The 18,363-nt window shown below is 70.9% G+C and carries 17 protein-coding genes; 6 read left to right on the top strand and 11 right to left on the bottom strand.

Going from position 1 to position 18,363, the window contains the following annotated elements:
• The first annotated feature begins 84 nt into the window (after positions 1 to 84).
• The gene (locus ACSBPH_RS04930) at positions 85 to 762 is read left to right on the top strand and encodes a response regulator transcription factor (protein WP_442576484.1); all 678 of its coding nucleotides are present in this window, start codon (positions 85 to 87) and stop codon (positions 760 to 762) included.
• On the top strand, positions 759 to 1,724 hold the full coding sequence (locus ACSBPH_RS04935) for a sensor histidine kinase (RefSeq protein WP_442576485.1): 966 nt from the start codon (positions 759 to 761) through the stop codon (positions 1,722 to 1,724). The genes ACSBPH_RS04930 and ACSBPH_RS04935 overlap by 4 nt, the downstream gene beginning before the upstream one ends.
• 434 nt (positions 1,725 to 2,158) lie before the next feature.
• Here the strand turns inward: ACSBPH_RS04935 and ACSBPH_RS04940 are convergent, their stop codons facing one another.
• The 3 genes from ACSBPH_RS04940 to ACSBPH_RS04950 form a co-directional block, all read right to left on the bottom strand.
• Complete coding sequence (locus tag ACSBPH_RS04940; protein ID WP_442576486.1) at positions 2,159 to 2,572, bottom strand: FMN-binding protein; 414 nt, start codon at positions 2,570 to 2,572, stop codon at positions 2,159 to 2,161.
• A gap of 24 nt (positions 2,573 to 2,596) precedes the next feature.
• Positions 2,597 to 4,015 (bottom strand): ferredoxin reductase family protein, encoded by a 1,419-nt coding sequence (locus tag ACSBPH_RS04945; RefSeq protein WP_442576487.1) that lies wholly within the window; start codon positions 4,013 to 4,015, stop codon positions 2,597 to 2,599.
• Between the two features lie 161 nt (positions 4,016 to 4,176).
• Positions 4,177 to 5,790 (bottom strand): tannase/feruloyl esterase family alpha/beta hydrolase, encoded by a 1,614-nt coding sequence (locus tag ACSBPH_RS04950; RefSeq protein WP_442576488.1) that lies wholly within the window; start codon positions 5,788 to 5,790, stop codon positions 4,177 to 4,179.
• 358 nt (positions 5,791 to 6,148) lie between these two features.
• On the opposite strand from ACSBPH_RS04950, the gene ACSBPH_RS04955 reads away from it, so the two are divergent.
• A complete protein-coding gene (locus ACSBPH_RS04955; RefSeq protein ID WP_442576489.1) occupies positions 6,149 to 6,637 on the top strand; it encodes a flavodoxin family protein in 489 nt (162 codons plus the stop codon).
• 71 nt (positions 6,638 to 6,708) lie between these two features.
• Positions 6,709 to 7,425, top strand: coding sequence for an ANTAR domain-containing protein (locus tag ACSBPH_RS04960; protein ID WP_442576490.1), 717 nt, complete (start codon positions 6,709 to 6,711; stop codon positions 7,423 to 7,425).
• Positions 7,426 to 7,470: 45 nt separating this feature from the next.
• On the opposite strand, the gene ACSBPH_RS04965 is transcribed toward ACSBPH_RS04960, so the two are convergent.
• The 4 genes from ACSBPH_RS04965 to ACSBPH_RS04980 form a co-directional block, all read right to left on the bottom strand.
• The gene (locus ACSBPH_RS04965) at positions 7,471 to 8,586 is read right to left on the bottom strand and encodes a fatty acid desaturase family protein (protein WP_442576491.1); all 1,116 of its coding nucleotides are present in this window, start codon (positions 8,584 to 8,586) and stop codon (positions 7,471 to 7,473) included.
• A 187-nt stretch (positions 8,587 to 8,773) separates the two neighbouring features.
• Positions 8,774 to 8,962 (bottom strand): hypothetical protein, encoded by a 189-nt coding sequence (locus tag ACSBPH_RS04970; protein ID WP_442576492.1) that lies wholly within the window; start codon positions 8,960 to 8,962, stop codon positions 8,774 to 8,776.
• Between the two features lie 189 nt (positions 8,963 to 9,151).
• Complete coding sequence (locus tag ACSBPH_RS04975) at positions 9,152 to 10,171, bottom strand: zinc-dependent alcohol dehydrogenase family protein (protein ID WP_442576493.1); 1,020 nt, start codon at positions 10,169 to 10,171, stop codon at positions 9,152 to 9,154.
• A gap of 45 nt (positions 10,172 to 10,216) precedes the next feature.
• Positions 10,217 to 11,470, bottom strand: a complete 1,254-nt coding sequence (locus ACSBPH_RS04980) for a multidrug effflux MFS transporter (protein WP_442576494.1) — start codon at positions 11,468 to 11,470, stop codon at positions 10,217 to 10,219.
• Between the two features lie 100 nt (positions 11,471 to 11,570).
• Here ACSBPH_RS04980 and ACSBPH_RS04985 point away from each other — a divergent pair, with 100 nt between their 5' ends.
• Both ACSBPH_RS04985 and ACSBPH_RS04990 read left to right on the top strand, forming a co-directional pair.
• On the top strand, positions 11,571 to 12,458 hold the full coding sequence (locus tag ACSBPH_RS04985; RefSeq protein ID WP_442576495.1) for a helix-turn-helix domain-containing protein: 888 nt from the start codon (positions 11,571 to 11,573) through the stop codon (positions 12,456 to 12,458).
• A gap of 147 nt (positions 12,459 to 12,605) precedes the next feature.
• On the top strand, positions 12,606 to 13,865 hold the full coding sequence (locus tag ACSBPH_RS04990) for a hypothetical protein (protein WP_442576496.1): 1,260 nt from the start codon (positions 12,606 to 12,608) through the stop codon (positions 13,863 to 13,865).
• A gap of 42 nt (positions 13,866 to 13,907) precedes the next feature.
• Here ACSBPH_RS04990 and ACSBPH_RS04995 read toward each other — a convergent pair whose 3' ends face one another.
• From ACSBPH_RS04995 to ACSBPH_RS05010, 4 genes are all read right to left on the bottom strand, one after another.
• Positions 13,908 to 14,846, bottom strand: a complete 939-nt coding sequence (locus ACSBPH_RS04995) for a DUF1214 domain-containing protein (RefSeq protein WP_442576497.1) — start codon at positions 14,844 to 14,846, stop codon at positions 13,908 to 13,910.
• A 516-nt stretch (positions 14,847 to 15,362) separates the two neighbouring features.
• A complete protein-coding gene (locus tag ACSBPH_RS05000; RefSeq protein WP_442576498.1) occupies positions 15,363 to 16,418 on the bottom strand; it encodes a zinc-dependent alcohol dehydrogenase family protein in 1,056 nt (351 codons plus the stop codon).
• Between the two features lie 192 nt (positions 16,419 to 16,610).
• Positions 16,611 to 17,192, bottom strand: a complete 582-nt coding sequence (locus ACSBPH_RS05005; protein WP_442576499.1) for a hypothetical protein — start codon at positions 17,190 to 17,192, stop codon at positions 16,611 to 16,613.
• Positions 17,193 to 17,420: 228 nt separating this feature from the next.
• Positions 17,421 to 18,362, bottom strand: coding sequence for a DUF4432 family protein (locus ACSBPH_RS05010; protein WP_442576500.1), 942 nt, complete (start codon positions 18,360 to 18,362; stop codon positions 17,421 to 17,423).
• Position 18,363: the final 1 nt, after the last annotated feature.

Genomic DNA, 18,363 nt, shown 5'->3' on the forward strand with positions numbered 1-18,363 from the left:
CCTCTGCGGCGGTGGCGGCGGCTGTATCGGCTGCGGGGGCTGCCCGAACGGCGGCGACTGTACCGACAGCGGGAAGGAGGGGGCGTGGACGATCGGCGTGAGGCGCTCCCTCGGCTGCTCTACGTCGAAGACGACGAGGTCATCGCCGAGATGGCCGTCGACGTGCTCAGCGAGAGCTACCGCGTCGAGCACGTGTCCGACGGCCGCATCGCCAAGGAGCGCCTCCTCAGCGACCGGTTCGACGTCATCGTGATCGACCGGCGGCTCCCGGGCCTCGACGGCATCGAGCTCGTGCGCGCCATCCGCGTCGCCCACATCACGACGCCCGTGCTGCTGCTCACGGCTCTCGGGTCGGTGGCGGATCGTGTCGAGGGACTGGATGCCGGGGCCAACGACTACCTCGTGAAGCCGTTCGACTACGACGAGCTGCTCGCGCGGCTGCGGTCGCTGCTGCGCGGCTTCCGCATCGCCGGCGAGCGCCGCGAGATCGGCGACTGGGTCTTCGTGCCGGCGTCGTCGGCGCTCTACGGCCCGACGGGCGGCCGCGTCGCGCTGACCGCGACGGAGGCGAAGCTGCTCGCGGTGCTCTCCGAGAGCCCCGACCACGTCTTCTCGCGCGAAGAGCTGCTCGGCACCGTCTTCTCGTCGGAGGACTCGCTCAACTCCGTCGACACCTATGTGCACTACATCCGCCGCAAGGCCTCGCCCGAGATCATCGAGACGGTGCGCGGCCGCGGCTACCGGGCGGCGGCCGCGCTGTGAGCGACTCCGTCGACCGGCAGCGCGTCCAGCGCTCGGCCCTGCGCGTCGGCCTCCTCGTCGCCGCCGGATCCGCCGTCGTCATCGCGGGCGGGGTCGGCGTGCTCGTCCTCGTGCTGCTGCTCTTCGGGCGTCCCGAGGGCGGACGCGAGCCCGAGGCCGGCGAACCGCCGATCGACCACATCGTGGTCGACGTCGATCGCGTGCTTCCCATCGTGCTGGTGCTCGGCGTCGTGGGCGTCATCCTTCTCGGGCTCATCGCGTGGCTCGCGGCGCGCTCCGCCGTGCGCCCGCTCGCCGAGGCCCTCCGGCTGCAGCGCGCGTTCGTCGCCGATGCGAGCCACGAGCTGCGCACGCCCCTCACGGCGCTCACGAGCCGGATCCAGATCCTCCAGCGCCGCCACGCCGCCGGCACGCCGATCGAGCCGACGATCGAGGCGCTGCGGGTCGACGCGCGCGTGCTCGACGATGTCCTCACCGACATGCTGCTGGGGGCGGAGGGCGCCGACTCGGGTGCGCCCGACGCGGATGTCGACGGATGCCTCGCCGCCGCCTTCTCGACCCTCGAACCGCTGGCGCACGACGCCGACGTGACCCTCGCCAAGTCCGTCGAGGCCGCCTTGTCGGCGCGTATCCCGGCGGTGACCCTCACGCGCCTGTGCGTCGCCCTCATCGACAACGCCGTGCAGCACTCCCCCGCCGGCTCGACCGTGCAGGTCGCCGCGACCCGCGCCGACGGGGTCGTCGAGATCCGCGTGACGGATGCCGGACCGGGGGTCGATCCCGCCGACCGCGAGCGCATCTTCGAGCGGTTCGCCCGCTCGGGCGAGTCGGGCCGGCGCCGCGGATTCGGGCTCGGCCTGGCGCTCGTGCGCGAGACGGCCGTGCGATACGCCGGCTCGGTGCGCCTCGAGGCGACCTCGCCCGCGGGCTCGACCTTCGCCCTCGTCCTCCCGTCCCGCTGACCGGCCCGGCGGCCCGGCCGCGGCTCGGCCCGCCTCGGCCGGCCCGGCCGCCCCGGCCAGCCTCCGCCCGGCCACCCCGACCCGGCCCTGCCGCGGGCCGACCCCTGGCCGGCCACCCCGCGCCCGACCCGCCCCGGCGCGCCCCGACCCGGCCACCCCGACCCGGCCATGCCGCGCCTGCCGCGGGCCGACCCCGGGAAACCGTGAGCCTCCATCTGAGCGCCGAAAGCGCGGGTGGAACCCACGGTCTCGGCCGTCAGATGGAGGCTCACGGTCTGGGACGGGTCCGCGGGGGATGTGCGGGACGGTCGGACGGGGTTCGGGGACGGGCCGGCCACGACCGACCGGCCGGGTTCGGACGCCCGACCGGCCGGGTTCGGGCGCCCGGCCGGGCGGGATCGAGGCGGCCCGGGCCCAGGGGCCCGGCCCGGGGGTCAGCGGCCGGCCTGGTCGAGCGCCGACTGCAGCGACTGGATGTAGCCCGTGCTGGTGAAGGTCGCCCCCGACACCATGTCGATCTGGGAGTTCTGCGCCGACGTCGTCTCGGCGACGAGCCGCGGGATCGCGACGGAGTTGATCCGGTGGTCCGTGCCGCTGCTGTCGGGATACGTCGGCACCGTCACGGCCGTGATCTTGCCGCCCGAGACGGTCACCTGCACCTGCACGGGGCCGTACCGCGTGTCGGCCGCGCTGCCGGTGAACTGCCCGTCGTGGAGCGTCCCCGAGCCCGACGTCGTGCCGCCGGGCGCCGGCACCGGAGGCGGCACGGCGTCCAGCGACGTGCGGTAGCTGAACAGCATCACGAGACCACTGATCGTGGCCAGGACGCCGAAGATGATCTTCTTCATGAGCGCGCCGTGTCCCTTCCCCGCCTAGACGGCGAACGCCTCGCTGTGGATCCGCCGTTCCGGCACACCGGCCTCGCGGAGATCGGCGTGCACAGCAGCCATCCAGGGGTTCGGGCCGCAGAGGAAGACGTCGTAGTTCTCGAGGTCGGGCGCGAGGCGGCGCAGCAGCGCGGCGCCGGTCCACGCGTGGTGCGAGGCCGGGAGCCACGTCGCGCGGCTCTTGTCGCGCGGGCCGTTCAGCGTGTAGTGCCGCAGCCCCCGCGTCGTCGTCAGGCGGCTGATCTCGTCGAGCCGCATGCCGTCGGCGTCGGAGTGGTCGCGGGTGAGCAGCACCGCCTCGCCGCGGCGGTAGTCCTCCGAGGCGAGGAGCGCCGTCAGCGGCGCGACGCCCGCGCCCGCGCCGATCATGAGGAGCTTGCGGCCCTCGCGCACGTCGCCCGTCATCGTGCCGTACGGGCCCTCGATGAGCGCCCGCGTGCCGGGGCGCAGCCGCGTGAGCCGCTCCGTGCCGTCGCCGACGATCTTCGCCGCGATGACGAGGTCGTTTCCGACCGGCGCGGCGGCGAGCGAGTAGGGGTGTCCGCGCGTCCAGCCCGGCCCGTCGAGGAAGCGCCACACGAAGAACTGGCCGGCCTGCGCCTTGAGCCGCTGCATGTCGCGCCCCCGCAGGCGCACGCTCACCCCGTTGCGCCCATCGGGCACGACCGAGACGACGCGCACCGCGTGGCGCATCGAGCGCCACACCGGCTGCCCCACGCGGAAGACGAGGACGGATGCCGCGGCCACGGCCCACAGCGTCCACCAGTACACCGTCGCACCGGGGTTCTGGATGAAATCCGCGCCCGTCCACAGCATGTGCGGGATCGCGAGGCCCACGCCGAGGTAGCCGTAGAGATGCAGCAAGTGCCACGACTCGTACCGCAGCCGGCGCCGGGCCTTGCGGATCGAGGTCACGACGACGAGGACGAGAAGCCCCGTGCCCGCCGTCGCGAGGAGCATCCCCGGGTAGTCCCACACGAACTGCCACAGCTGCACGAACGGATTGACCGCGGCCTGGGCGGCATAGCCCAGCACGAGCAGCACGATGTGGGCCATCAGCAGCGAGAACGACCAGAAGCCGACGAGCCGGTGCATCCGCGTGATCTCGTCACGCCCGAAACCGCGCTCGAACAGCGGTACGCGGGCCATGAGGAGCACCTGGTACAGCAGCAGGTTCGCCGACACGAGGCCCGTCAGCCTGCCGAGGGTGTTGAGCGTCTCGGCATCGAATCCGAGGAGCGACTGGATGCCCGCCCCCGCCACCCAGAGCGCGACGACGAAAAGGCTCGTGCCCCAGATGACGGCGGTTGCGGCGAGGTTCCACAGAGTGCGCCGCGATCGCGATGCCCGCCGGCCTGGCTGGTCGACGGCCACGGCCGTGCGCCGGGCTGCAAGGGAGGTCATGGGTCGATCGTCGGGACACCCCTCCCAGAGAAAGCCAAGATTCACGCCCTCTCAGGAACCCCATAGCAAACGGAGAGGTGGGGAGGAGAGGGCTGTTTCGCCAGGAAAGACGGATGCCGCGACCCGCGTCACAGCGCGGGCCGCGGCATCCGTTCACCCGATCAGGGCACGCAGGTGAAGCTTGCGGCGCTGTTCGGGTCGGTGCCGGTGTACTTCGGCCACGTCGGGTACTCGCACAGCGGACGCGTGCGGCCCGCCGTCGCGGCGTTCGTGTCGACGACCGTCTGCGGCCCCGGGGCGGCACCCTTCTCCACCCAGTTCTGCAGGGCGGTGAGGGAGTCCCATCCGGCGACGAACGGGCCGAAGCCGTGGCTCATGCCGGGAACCGTGTAGAAGCGCAGGAACGTGTCGACCTTCTTCTGCCCGAGGTCGCCGACGATGCGGTCGTACAGCTGGATGGTGTTATACGGCGAGACGCCGTCGTCGGCCAAACCGGTGTACATGAGCACCTTGACCTTCTTGGCGTAGGCCTGCTGGAAGCTCACGTCGGTCGTGTCCATGATCGTCCCGAGCTCCTGCACGCGGTCCTGGTAGGCGTGGAGGTCGAAGTCCAGGTAGTTGAGCGTCGGGTTCTTCGTGACGAACCACTTCGCGTTCGTGTCGCCCACCTGGTAGTGCCAGGCGTCCTGACTCGTCGCCGGGTTGTGCGGCACCTGCGTGAGGCCCAGGTGGTAGCGCCCGAGCGTCAGCAGTCCGCCGTTGTAGACCGGGAACTTCGCCGCGACGCTGTTGCCGGCGATCGGGAAGCCGAGGTCGTTGTCGGACGCGAGCTTGTCGAGCGTCGCGATCTGGACGTCCGAGAGGCAGGTGTCACTGAGGTCGGCTCCCCCGGCGCACCGGAGGGTCTGGACGTCGAAGGCGTCGAGGCAGCCCTGCGTGTCGGAGATGATGCCGTCGGTGACGCCGTCGATCGGGTCGCACGTCGCGTAGACGCTCTGCACGAGGAGCGTCTGCTTGGCGGGGTTCACCCAGCCCGCGCCGCCGTTCTCGTACAGGGCGTCGCGGTACACCGAGCCGTGCCCGGCATGCATCATCGTGACGTTGTAGGTGGGCGTTCCGGCGACGACGCCGTCGTAGTCCTTGGGGTACCGCGCCGCCGCGTCGAGGGCCTCGTGGCCCCCCTGCGAGAAGCCGATGAAGTAGAAGTACGACGGCTTCGCCTTGTAGGCCGAGGCGATGAGCGCCATGGCGACGTCGTGGGTCTTCTTGATCGACTGCTGACCGTAGTTGAGCAGAGCCTCGTCGTTGAGGGCGAAGCTTCCGCCCGGGCCCTGGTGGCCGCCATCGGAGCCGAGGGTGACGTAGCCCTGCTGGAGCGGCGTCGGCTGCCCGGGAGGCTGGTTGCGGTACGCACCGAGCCCGTTGATCAGGGTGCCGTTGAGTCCGCCGCCGCCCATCTGCAGCGCCCGGCCGTTCCAGTTGTCGGGGAGATTGACCTGGAACATGATGTCGGGCGCCGTCGGGTCGACGGGGTGGATCGCCCCGTTGACGCGGCACTGGCCGTTGGGTGAGGCCACCCACTGGGCCTGCGTCACCGTCGCACCGGTCGTCGGCAGGCCGATGGCCTTGGCGGCGATCTCGGTGCCGGTCAGAGCCGAGCACTGCTCCGCCCCGAACGCGGCAGGTGGCTGCGCCGCCTGCGCGGGCGATGCCATGAACACCGCGGCCAACAGGGCCGCGACCGCCGCCGTGGCGACGAATCTGCGCTTCCGCATGATCTCTCCTCGTTGAGTGATGGGATGCGGGGAAGTCGGCCGTGGCGAGCGAGGGTCCGGCTTCCCTCTGGTTGGCAAGCTATCGGGTGCCTATGCAGAAAGGGAAGTGTTCAATCCAAAATTGTTAACGATTCTGTCGCCGATCCCCCGCCCTCGGCCTCCCCCCACCCGGGTCGCGGCGCGGCCGTGTTCATAACTCCGGAGTTCCAGCCCGGAACGGCCGTCCTCGGGCGGTTTCGGGCCCGCCGGGCGTGATTCTTCCGGAGTTATGCCCCGACCCCGACCCGGCCCGGCCCCTCCCGCGCCAGCCCCGGCCTCTCCCCCGGCCCCGGCCTCTCCTCACCCCCGCAGCGCGGCCGTGTGCGAGACGATGTTCGGCAACACGGGGAAGATCGCCGCCGCCATCGCCGACGGCATGGCCGACGGGGCCGACGTCACCCTCACCAACGTCGTCGATGCCCCGGCCGAGCTGCCGGCGACCGTCGACCTTCTCGTCGTCGGAGGCCCGACGCATGCCTTCTCGATGTCTCGCGTCGGCACGCGCCGCACCGCCGCCGAGCGCGGCGGCGCCTTCACCGACGTTCCCGGCGGGATCCGCGAGTGGCTCGAGGCCCTCCCGCCGCCGAAGACCCGCATGAGCTTCGCGGGGTTCGACACCCGCGTCGACATGCCGCTCCTCCCCGGCGCCGCCTCGCGCGCGGCCACGAAGCTCGCGCGCAAGCACGGCTTCGACGTGCTCGACCCCGCCAGCTTCCTCGTCGAGGGCTACGAGGGACCGCTCGTCGAGGGGCAGCTCGAGCTCGCGCGCGACTGGGGGCACGGCCTCACCGAGCAGCTCGCCGGCTGAACGCGAGCCCCTTGCGCCAAGCCCGTGCGTCGCTTTTCCTGGGTCTATGGACAGGAGGATCGGAGGATGCCGTGGCCACGACGAGCACGCGTGAGCACCACTTGGTGCAGACCTTCGTCGCCCTGGCCGGTTCGCTCGTCCGCGACTTCGATGTCGTCGACGTGCTTCAGCGCCTGGTCGATGAATGCGTCTCGCTCTTCGACGCGTCGGCGGCCGGCATCCTGCTCCACAGCCGCTCGAACGGGCTGGAAGTAGCGGTCTCGACGACCGAGCGCAGCGGGCTCGTCGCACGCCGACAGCTCGCTGTCGACGCGGGGCCGAGCGTCGAGGCCGCGATGACCGGCGACGTCGTGTCGGTCGACGACGTGCGCCAGGTCGCCGACCGGTGGCCCGGGTTCGTCGCCGAAGCGCTTTCGGCGGGGTTCCTCTCGACCCACTCGCTCCCGATGCGGCTGCGCGAGTCGACCCTCGGGTCGCTGACCCTCTTCCGCGATCGCCCGGGCGTGCTCAATGCCCCCGACGCGACGGCCGCGCGGGCCCTCGCCGACATCGCGACCGTCAGCATCCTCCAGCAGCGCCTCGTCGAGGAGGCGGAGCTCGCTCAGGCACAGCTGCAGCGCGCCCTCGACAGCCGCGTCGTGATCGAGCAGGCGAAGGGGTATCTCGCCCGTCGCGACGACATCGACCTCGACACGGCCTTCGCCCGCATCCGCGCCCACGCGCGGGCGACGCAGACCCGCATCGGCGTCGTCGCCGCCGAGGTCGTCGCCGGGCGGCTCTCCCTGTGAGGGGCGGCGGGACGCGGCATCCGTCGACCGGTCGGCGCCGCGCCCCTACACGCTCTGCCGCTGCTGCAGCATCGGGCATTCGAAGGGGTCGCGCTCGCCGAGTCCGACGCGGTTGATGTAGCGCACGACGATCGCGTACGACTGCCAGAGCCCGGTCTCGGTGTAGGTCACGCCGCGGTCGCGGCAGAAGTCGGCGATCATCCCCGAGGCTGCGCGCAGGTGCGGGCGGGGCATCGACGGGAAGAGGTGGTGCTCGATCTGGTAGTTCAGGCCGCCCATCGCGGTGTCGAGCAGCCGGCTCCCGCGGATGTTGCGGCTCATCAGCACCTGGCGCCGCAGGAAGTCGACCTTCACGTCGGCGGGAACCAGCGGCATCCCCTTGTGGTTCGGGGCGAACGACATGCCCATGTAGACGCCGAAGAGCCCGAGCTGAACGCCGAGGAAGGCGAACGCGATGCCCGGAGAGAGCACGAGGAAGACGAGCACGACGAAGCCGATGAGCCGCACCGCGAGGAACGAGATCTCGATGGAGCGCCGGCGCAGCGGGTCGGGCGAGAACACGCGGCGCACGCTCGAGGCGTGCAGCGACAGGCCTTCCAGCAGCAGGATCGGGAAGAAGAAGACGCCCTGGTGGGCGATCACCCAGCGCAGTGGTCCCCGGCGGCTCGCGATGCGCCGATCGGCCTGCGCGGGCGTGATCGAGATGACCGGCAGGTCGATGTCGGGGTCGCTCCCGATCTTGTTCGGATTGGCATGGTGACGGGTGTGCTTGTGCTGCCACCATCCGTAGCTCATGCCGACGAGGAGGTTGCCGATGACCAGCGTCACCCAGTCGTTCCACCGGCCCGAGCGGAAGATCTGCCGATGCGCGGCATCGTGACCGAGCATGGCGATCTGGGTGAGGAGCACCGCGAACACCGCCGCCGTGATCAGCTGCCACCAGCTGTCGCCCACGATGACGAACACCGTCACGACAGCCGCCAGCGCGACCGGCGCGATGAGCAGCTTGGTCCAGTAGTAGCCGTAGCGGCGCCGCATGAGACCGCTGGAGACGACCATCTGCGACAGCTCGGTGTAGTCGTTGTGACCCTTGGGCGTCGTTCTGGGCATGGTCGTGCGAACGGGCGACGAAGCGGCCGCCCCGGCAGAGATGCTGGTCATCTCGAGCCCCCTGTCATCGGGATCGTGCGCACGGATCGTGCGACACCGATGACGGGGTCTGGGTCATCTGCTGCTCAGCGTACGCCCGGTACGACACCGTGACCCGGACACAAGGTGGGGGTTGCCCGGGAGTTCGCCCGGTGCTACATGGGCGGGATCGTCGCCGGCGTGCCGGGCGTGTTCCCGCTCAGTCGCGGACAGGTTCCCCCGATGAGGAGTCCTCGTTCTCGGGGAGCGTTTCGTCGACGGATGCCGCGCCCTCGGCTTCTTCGTCGGTGCGCGGCGGCGCAGCCCGACGTGGCGTCCGGCTGGCGATGTGAGAGGGCTTGTCGGAGCGGCTCGTCCGACCCTCGTCGTTCTCCTCGCGCGTGCCCATGTGCGCAGGCTATGCCCGCGACATGTATGCGCTCCCAGTCAGCCGTTGTACTGGGTTCTTCGCGGTGGGGGCGGCGGGTTCGATGTTCATCGGAACTCCTGCTGTTGCGGTGTCTTGCGGTGGGGCGGGCGGGCGGGGCGGACGGTCGGGGCGGGCGGGTGCCGGCATCCGACCGCCCCGGCCGGATGGTCAGACCGTGAGCAGCACCTTCGTGGCACGGCGCTCGTCCATGGCCTTGTAGCCTTCGGCGGCCTCTTCGAGCGGGAGGGTGAGATCGAACACCACCCCCGGGTCGATCTTCCGATCCCAGATGAGCTGGATCAGCTCGGGCAGGAAGCGGCGCACCGGCGCCGGTCCGCCGTGCAGATGCACGCCGGAGAAGAAGAGCTCCAGTCCGTCGAGCGAGACATCGTGCGAGACGCCGACGTACCCGACGTGGCCGCCGGGTCGGGTGGCGCGGATCGCCTGCTGCATCGACTCCTGCGTACCGACGGCCTCGATGGTGCTGTGCGCGCCGAGCCCGCCGGTCAGCTCCTTGATGCGGGCGACCCCCGCATCGCCGCGCTCCTCGACGATGTCGGTGGCGCCGAATCGGCGGGCGAGCTCCTGCCGGTCGGTGTGACGCGACATCGCGATGATGCGCTCGGCTCCCAGCTGCTGCGCGGCGAGGATGCCGAGGAGGCCGACGGCCCCGTCACCCACGACGGCGACGGTCTTGCCGGGGCCAGCTTCGGCCGCGACGGCGGCGAACCAGCCGGTGCCGAGCACGTCGGATGCCGCGAGCAGGGAAGGGATGAGGTCGGCGTCGGGCCGGCCCGGAGTGGCGACGAGCGTGCCGTCGGCGAGCGGGATCCGGGCGAACTCGGCCTGCGTGCCGATCGCGCCCATGGGCTCGGCGTGCACGCAGCGCGACTGGTAGCCGGCACGGCAGATCTCGCACGTGTTGTCGGAGGCGAAGAACGAGCCGACGACGAAGTCGCCGACCTTGACGTTCTTCACGTCCGTGCCGATCTCGGTCACGACGCCCACGTACTCGTGACCCATCGGGGCGTGATCGACGGGTTCGGCGCCGCGGTAGGGCCAGAGGTCCGACCCGCAGATGCAGCTGGCGCTCAGCCGGATGACGGCGTCCGTCGGCTCGATGATCGTGGGATCCTCGCGATCCTCGACTCGCACATCGCCGGGGGCGTGCATGATGACTCCACGCATCGTGGTGTCCTTCCTGTTCTCGGGGTTACGGGCTTGTTCTCGGGCTTACGGGGTGCCGGCCATCGACGCGGCCCGGCTCGGGGAGGTGAGCGTGCGGCTCGTGCGGGGGCGCGCAAGGAGGAGACAGGATGCCGCGGCCAGCAGCACGGCGCCCACCGTCGTGATGCCGAGCGGCAGGATGCTCATCGCGCCGGCGACCCCGACGAGCGGGGCGGCGAGCCCGCCGAACCCGAAGCGCACCATGCCGAGGAGCGACGACGCGGTCCCCGCCATCTGCGGGTAGTCCGCCATCGCGAGGGTCGTCGCCGGCGGCGCCGACATCGCGACACCGCTCGACAGGGCGAACAGCGACACGATCACCACCCACAGCGGCATCGGCGTGATGCCCGCGACCAGCAGGCCGACGGCGCCGAGCCCCGTGACCCCGACGCCCAGGCCGAGGGTTCCCGCGATGCTCCACCGGTGCGCGCTGCGACCGGCGAGGGAGCCGAAGAGCATGTGGCCGGCGGAGTTGAGCCCGAACGCGGCGGCATACCACTGCGGGGTGAGCCCGTAGATGTCCTGCAGCACGAACGTCGACCCGGCGAGGTACGCGAACAGCGCCGCATACAAGAAGCCCTGATTGAGCACCGCGCCGAGGTAGGTCCGGTCGCGGAGCAGAGTGCGATAGTCGCGCAGGGTCTGCCCGAATCCCCCGCTCGTGCGCCGATCAGCCGGCAGCGTCTCCGGGAACATCCGCAGGACGACGAGCAGGATGACGGCGCCGATGACCGCGAGGAACACGAACAGCCCGCGCCAGTCCGTGACCGTGTTCAGCAGCCCTCCGAGAAGCGGGCCCACGATCGCCGCGAACCCGCCGACGACGGTGAGGCTGCCGTAGAAGCGGATCAGCGCGGCGCCCGAGAGCACATCACGTCCGGCGGCGGTGGCGATGACGATGCCCACACCCCCGGCGAGGCCCTGCACCAGGCGGGCGAGGACGAGCAGCTCGATCGAGGGGCTCAGGGCGCACAGCGCCGACGTGGCGATGTAGGCGACGACGCCGATGACGAGGATGCCTCGCCGCCCGAACCGGTCGGACACCGGGCCGGCGACCAACTGCCCCGCTGCGAGCCCGATGAGGCACGCCGTGACGGTCAGCTGCGCGACCGAGGTGACGGCGCCGAGCTCGGCGGTGAGCGCCGGCAGGGCCGGAAGGTAGAGATCCATCGAGATCGGACCGAACACCGTCAGCAGCAGGAGCAGCGCCGGGAGCAGCCGGCCGGCACGGCGCGGCTCGAGGGGCGGGATCTGAGGCATGAGCCCAGTCTTCGCTCGCGCCCGTGACCGCGGGAGTCACTGGTGAGACGTGTACCGACAGGGCACCCCTCGCCCCGCGACTCCGGCCTAGCCTGAGGGCATGGACAACAGAGCAGAGGTGCGCGAGTTCCTGATGACTCGCCGCGCGAGGCTCACACCGGATGCCGCGGGCATCCCCGCAGGACCCTATAGACGTGTCGCGGGCCTGCGGCGGAGCGAAGTCGCGATGCTCGCGGGCGTGAGCGTGGAGTACTACGCCAAGCTCGAGCGCGGCGCGATCGCGGGGGCCTCGGCATCCGTTCTCGACTCCGTCTCACGCGCGCTCCAGCTGAACGATGCCGAACACGCTCACCTGCTCGACCTGGCCCGCGCCGCCGACGGCATCCCGTCATCGGGCCGCGCCCGCCGCCGCGCGACGAAGCCCGGGCCGCCCCGCCAGAGCCTGCAGTGGGCGCTCGCGGCGATCACCGACGCGGTCGCGGTCGTGCGCGATCAGCGGCAGGATCTCATCGCCTTCAACGACCTCGGGCGGGCGTTCTACTCGCCGCTCATCGGCGACGGCGGCCGCACTCCGAACTTCGCGCGGTTCCAGTTCCTCGATCCCGCCGCCCACGAGTTCTACCCCGACTGGGAGCTGTTCGCCGGGATGTGCGTGGCCGTGATGCGGGCCGAAGCCGGTCGCGACCCCCACGACAAGGGCATGCAGGATCTCGTCGGCGAGCTCTCCACCCGCAGCGAGCTGTTCCGCACCCTGTGGGCCGCGCACGACGTGCGCACCCACGGCTCGGGCACCAAGCGATTCCGGCATCCGGTCGTCGGCGAGCTCACCCTCGTCTACGAGGAGCTCGCGATCACCGCCCAACCCGGCCACGTGCTCCTCGTCTACACCGCCGAGCCCGGCTCCCCCTCCGCCGAGCGCCTGCGCCTCCTCGCATCGTGGGCCGCCGACCACTCGGCGCGCACGCCCGTGGCACCTCTCGAGGCGTAGGCGCCTCGCCGCCCAGGGTGCCCGAGCTTCCCGCCGGGAGGCATCCGCGGAAGGCGCGGGACCTTCGGCCCTGCCGCGGCCCTCCGGCAACCGACACCGTGGAGCGATGGTCGTCCTGCTGTGTGTCGATTCGATAGAGGTGTCGTGATGAGCGTCGTGCCGCGTATCCGCCGTTGGATGGCCGTGATCCTCGCGGCCGGCATACTCACTCTCGGAGTCGGCGGCGCGGCTGTCGCCTCCTCCCCCGTCGCCGGGTCGTCGCCGGGTGCCGCCACCGAGGATCGGCAGGGTCCGCAGTTCTACTCCGGGGTGGCGGTGGATGTCTCGGGGACGATCGACGGCGACGTGTACGTCGCCGCTCAGAGCGTCACGATCAGCGGCGACGTCACGGGTGACGTGATCGCCGCGGGCCAGACCATCACCGTCACCGGCACCGTCGACGGCGATGTGCGCCTCGCGGGCCAGGACGTCATGATCAGCGGCGCCGTCTCACGAAGCGGAACGGTGTTCGCCTCCAACCTCACCGTCAGCGACACCGGGTCGTTCGGCAGCGACGTCGTCGCGGCCGCGGGCCAGGTGAACATCGCCGGCAAAGTCGGTCGTGACGCGGTGCTCAGCGTCGGCCGCCTCACCATCAGCGGAACCGTCGGCGGAGACGTCACCTACGTCAGCGAGAACACCGCCCGTATCTCCGACGGATCGGTCGGCGGCAACATCGAGCGCATCGAGCCCCCGCAGCCCTCTGCCGTCGAGGTCTCGCCCTGGGCCGTGGTCGTCGGCTGGCTGCTCGGGCTGTTCTATGCCCTCGTCGCGCTGAGCCTCATCACCCTGTTCGCGGGGCTGCTGTTCCCCCGCTGGCTGCACCGGGTCACCGACCACCTGATCCCGTCGCCCTGGAAGGCGCTGCTCGTCGGGTTCGTCGCGTCCCTCGCCATGCCGGTCGCGCTGCTCTGCCTCGCCGTCACGATCATCGGCGCACCCCTCGCCCTGGCCGTGCTGCTGATCTGGATCGTGATGATCCTCGCCACCTTCGTCTACGGCGCGTACTACCTCGGGCGCCTCATGTTCCGCGACCGCGGGCACCCCGTCGTCATGTCGCTCGTGGGCGGCGTGGTCCTCATCGTTGCGCTGCGGATTCCGTGGCTGAACATCGTCGTCTGGCTCGCGATGGTGTTCTTCGGCCTCGGCGCCCAGCTGCTCGAGATCCACCGCCAGCGCCCGTGGCACCGGACGCCCGTGGCTGTCGTGTCGCACGGCCCTGTTGTGGACACGACCCCGCGAGGGTATGAACCGGGCGCATTCGTCGCGCCGCCGCATCCGCCGCAGACCCCTCCTCCGCCTCCCCCGCCGCCCGCCGGCGCCGGCCCGGCAGCCCCGCAGCACCCCCAGCCGCCGATGCCCATGTAGGGCGCGGGCGCTGGCTCTGGCGACGCGCCTGCAGATGTCGCTCTACTGGGCGATGCGGGGGAAGTCCCAGCTGCCGTCGAGGATCTCGGGGCGGGGGCGGTAGAGCCGCACGAGGTAATTCCATCCCTCGGTGATCGGGATGACGTTCGCGACGTCGGCGGGATGGTCGCCGAACCGAACGGTGGTCGAGCCGTCGTCGTTCTTCACACCGGTGATGTTGTTGACCGTGTAGGCGTCGCGGTCGTTCTTCTCGAAGAAGCCGGCCGAGTTGTAGACCGAGATCGACCAGAAGCCGTCGACCGGAACCTCGCCGACGGTGAGCTCGTACCGGCCGACGGGCAGCCGCGGGTCGACACCGATGTAGGAGGCCTCGGCGCTCGGCAGGCCGCCCCAGCCCGCGGCGGTGCCGATGAGGTGCCGCACCGGCTCGACCTCGTCTCTCGCCCCGAACATGCGGTCGAAGCCGTTCAGGTTGCGCGCCAGCGCCAGCAGGGCGTCGCGCGTCTCGTCGAAGGACGCCGTGTCGTACTCCGGGTACACGAACGGCTCCGCGGAGTTGCCGACCAGGCCGATCTGATCCTGAAGGGCGCCGACGGCAGCCAGGTCGGCGGGATCGGACGGGTCGACGAGCGTGCGCACGGCGACCACGACGTAGCGGGTGCCGAACTGATCCGGCGAGAGTTCGTACACGCCGGCGTCGTGGAAGATCGCGTCGACATAGTGGTCTTCGTCGACGATCATCGCCGACACATACCGGTCGCCGTGCTCCGGCAGCGTCAGAGTCGCCCCGGCCGCGAGATCGACGACCGCGAAGCTGTAGAGGGTGTCACGATTCAGGCGGATGACGGCCTGATTGTCGATCGCCGCGGGAAGGCGATTGTGAAGGAACCGGTTGATCCCGCCGGCATTCGTCTGCAGCTCGGAGAACATCCGATCGGTTTCTGCGCGGGCGAAATTGTCAGCATTCACGTGGATCGGCACGGTCCCGATCCTCGCACAATCGCCGCCGGCGAAACTCCCGCGCCACCGGCGCCTCCCCCGGTCCCCGCCCGCGTTCCCGACGCCTCCCCCGGTTCCCGAGCGAGGGCCGACCCCGACGCCTCCCCCGGTTCCCGAGCGAGGGAGCGAAGCGACCGAGACGAGGGGCCGACCTCTGCGCTCTCCCCCGGTTCCCGAGCGAGGGAGCGAAGCGACCGAGACGAGGGGCCGACCTCGGCCCACCGAGCGACGCCGACCCGGCGCCTGCGCACGCTACGCCTCCCCCGGTCCCCGAGCGAGGGAGCGAAGCGACCGAGACGAGGGGCCGACCCTCAACCAACGAGCGACGCCCACCCGCGTTCGCTACGCGTCCCCCGGTTCCCGAGCGAGGGAGCGAAGCGACCGAGACGAGGGGCCGACCCAGGACCCACCCCCGGTCCCCGAGCGAGGGAGCGAAGCGACCGAGACGAGGGGCCGACCCTCAACCAACGAGCGACGCCTCCCCCGGCATCCTCGTCCTCACGCCGTCAAAATCACCTTCAGCGCCTTCGTCTCCGCCGCGCGCCCGAACGTGTCATATGCATCCGCGATGTCGGCCAGCGCGAACCGGTGACTGATGAAACCACCGACCTGCAGCCGCCCTTGCGCGAGAAGCTTGGTGAGCATGCGCGCCGTGTCGGTGTTGACGAGGCCCGTGGTGATCGTGAGGTTCTGGATCCACGCCGTGTCGAGCGGGAAGGTCACGGGCTTGCCGTGCACGCCGACGTTCGCGACGTGGCCGCCCGGCCGAACGATGTCGAGGCACATGTCCCAGGTCGCCGGCACGCCGACGGCCTCGATCGCGACATCCACCCCCATTCCGTCGGTGAAGGCGAGCACCTGCTCCTTCCAGTCCGGGTCGGTGGCGACGACGCCCTCGCTCGCGCCGAAGCGCTTGGCCTGCTCGACGCGGTTGGCGTCGACGTCGATCGCGATGACGCGGCTCGGTCCGTAGAGGCCCGCCGTCGTCATGGCGGCAAGGCCCACCGGCCCGGCGCCGATGACCGCGACTACATCGCCCGGCTTGACCGCGCCGTAGCGCACGCCGATCTCATGGCCGGTGGGAAGGATGTCGCTGATCATCGCGGCTTCTTCGGCCGCGACGCCCTCGGGCGCCTTGTGCAGCGAGGTCTCGGCGAAGGGCACGCGCACGTACTCGGCCTGCGTGCCGTCGATGAGGTGCCCGAGGATCCAGCCGATCCCTGATGCTCCTTCGTCGGCGAGGCAGTGCGAGTACATCCCCTCGAGGCAGTAGCTGCACTTCCCGCACGCCGAGATGCACGAGATGATCACGCGGTCGCCGACGGCGATCTCGGTCACGGCCTCACCGACCTCGGTGACGACGCCGACTCCTTCGTGTCCGAGGATGCGACCGGGCTGCACCGCGGGAACATCGCCGTTGAGAATGTGCAGGTCGGTGCCGCAGATCGTCGTCGTCTCGATCTTGACGATCGCGTCTGTCGGCTTCTGGATTCGCGGATCGGGCATCTCCTGCCAGCCGATCGAACCCGGACTGTCGTACACCAGCGCTTTCATGTCGCCTCCCAGGGCATTCCCGTTGTTCGTGACCCCCATCGTCGGGTCTCGCGGGGCGGGAGGTACGGGACCTTCGGCCCGCGCCGTCTGGCGAGGCTTGTGACGCGACCTGGTGGGCGCGCTTTGGGGAGTGGGACGGATGCCGAGGCCGCGGCCCTGGCACCTACCGCGATGGCGCTCACGAGCGGGCCCCTACCTCGGACTCTCGCGCAGTGTGGCGGCGGCGATGCCGCTCCGCCACCCGGGGGCGGTGCCGTCTGCAGGTGGCGTCAACTCCGCGGCGTTGATCCCGGAAGTTTCCAGGAGCCACGAGACCAAGGAGTTGGAGTTCCACATGTCTCCGATCCCGAACGGGTCGGATCCCCATGTCAGCCGAGGCGTGAGCTCCACGCGCGCCAGCAGTGCGCGGGTATCCGGAAGGGAGAGCGGGAACTGGGTGGGTGGCCCGAGCGCCCAGTCGAGGTCGGGGATGATCCCGTTCTGCCACCGTCGCACCTCGTAGCGGAAGAATCGGGATGCGCCCAGCCAGCGGGCACCGACAGGGCCGTTCGCGACCACCCCGTGGTCTCCGGCCGGTCCGCCCCAGGCAGGCGTCATCTCGATCACGTAGCGGGCGTGACCGTCGAACACCTCGAGCGCGGCATGGAACAGCGGGCGCGGGCTGCGATGCTCGCGGCGGGCGCGGACCAGCTCCCACCACCGGCTGGTGTGGATGACGACGTGGCCGCCCGCTCCGACGGGCAGCCACCATAGGTCAGCGTGAGCACCGGACATGGGGGTGGTCCATGGCTCGGGCGGTGGTTGCGGACGCATTGACGTGGTGATTGTGCGAGGGCCGGCTGGTATCCCGAGCCGCGACTATCGAGACCGGTCCAGGGTGGCGCCCCTGCACTTCGTGCTCGTCATGGCCGGATCCTTCTCCGAACCTGGCCTGCATCAAAGGACGAAGGTCCCCGGGGCGCGGTGCGACGGGTCTGAACGGCGATCACGGCACCGCGACCTTCACAGATCAGCACGCTGCCGGCAGGTGAGCGACGTCCTCAGGGTGACCGAGTCGCCGGCCTCGATGCGGGTGCCCGTTCCACCGCGACGGTCCCCCGACGCGTCCCCCTCACCGGGAAGCACATTGGCCGGTTCGACGGCGATCGCGTAGAGGCGCCGGAACCACGGCCACCCGCTCGTCGCATTCGCCTCGATCCAGAACCACGCGTGGGGCAGAACCGTGGCGTCCCAAGCGAGGCGAACCGCGAGTCCCCGCGTCGGGCTGCAGAACGTGACCTCAGGCGTGGCGAACCCGGTGAGCGCGGCGAACAGCGAAGCACCCGCGCCCGGGCCGGGGAGGCGCATGCTGCCGCGCACCGGCCCAGGTTCGACCACCGTCTCCGGTCTGCCGATGATGTCCGCACCGGCGAGGCTGCCTGGGGCGTCGGCATCCGTCACGATCGTCTCAGCCGTGGTCATCAGGTAGCTGCGGTCGTCGAGAAACGGCTCTCCGAATGCCGGATGCTGCACGATCCGCGTCTCGACAGCGTCGGGCGACAGGTTCTCGATCTGGTCCGTGACCGTCAGCGTGTCGCCGGTGACGGCCACGCGTCGCCGCAGCCGCAGCGGCGCCGTGGACAGGGAGGCCTCGAGCTCGCACGAAGCCGGTTCGCGTGCCACGACATCCCACGCTGCGAGGGATGCCTCGCCGTGGTAGCCCTGGCGAGCTCCGTCGTGTTCGCGCTCGGGTCCCGCGTTGGGAACGAGCAGCTGCCACCCGCCGGGGTACCCACGCAGCCATGCCGACATCGAGTCGGTGGCGGATGGCGTGCGCACGAGGCCCGTGGGTGATTCGGCGAGCAGCGGCGTCCCGGTAGCAAGGTCGACGATCTGCACGATGTCCGCCCCGCGCTCGGGCGTGATCGTGGCTGTGAGCGCCTCGGACGAGATCGAGATCGGCATC

The organism is Microbacterium sp. F51-2R (assembly GCF_052180235.1).
GTDB lineage: Bacteria > Actinomycetota > Actinomycetes > Actinomycetales > Microbacteriaceae > Microbacterium.

Coding starts and splice junctions, on each gene's coding strand:
- ACSBPH_RS04940 (WP_442576486.1), bottom strand. CDS start 2,572: ATGAAGAAGATCATCTTCGGCGTCCTGGCCACGATCAGTGGTCTCGTG.
- ACSBPH_RS04945 (WP_442576487.1), bottom strand. CDS start 4,015: ATGACCTCCCTTGCAGCCCGGCGCACGGCCGTGGCCGTCGACCAGCCA.
- ACSBPH_RS04950 (WP_442576488.1), bottom strand. CDS start 5,790: ATGCGGAAGCGCAGATTCGTCGCCACGGCGGCGGTCGCGGCCCTGTTG.
- ACSBPH_RS04965 (WP_442576491.1), bottom strand. CDS start 8,586: ATGACCAGCATCTCTGCCGGGGCGGCCGCTTCGTCGCCCGTTCGCACG.
- ACSBPH_RS04970 (WP_442576492.1), bottom strand. CDS start 8,962: ATGGGCACGCGCGAGGAGAACGACGAGGGTCGGACGAGCCGCTCCGAC.
- ACSBPH_RS04975 (WP_442576493.1), bottom strand. CDS start 10,171: ATGCGTGGAGTCATCATGCACGCCCCCGGCGATGTGCGAGTCGAGGAT.
- ACSBPH_RS04980 (WP_442576494.1), bottom strand. CDS start 11,470: ATGCCTCAGATCCCGCCCCTCGAGCCGCGCCGTGCCGGCCGGCTGCTC.
- ACSBPH_RS04985 (WP_442576495.1), top strand. CDS start 11,571: ATGGACAACAGAGCAGAGGTGCGCGAGTTCCTGATGACTCGCCGCGCG.
- ACSBPH_RS04990 (WP_442576496.1), top strand. CDS start 12,606: ATGAGCGTCGTGCCGCGTATCCGCCGTTGGATGGCCGTGATCCTCGCG.
- ACSBPH_RS05000 (WP_442576498.1), bottom strand. CDS start 16,418: ATGAAAGCGCTGGTGTACGACAGTCCGGGTTCGATCGGCTGGCAGGAG.
- ACSBPH_RS05005 (WP_442576499.1), bottom strand. CDS start 17,192: ATGTCCGGTGCTCACGCTGACCTATGGTGGCTGCCCGTCGGAGCGGGC.
- ACSBPH_RS05010 (WP_442576500.1), bottom strand. CDS start 18,362: ATGCCGATCTCGATCTCGTCCGAGGCGCTCACAGCCACGATCACGCCC.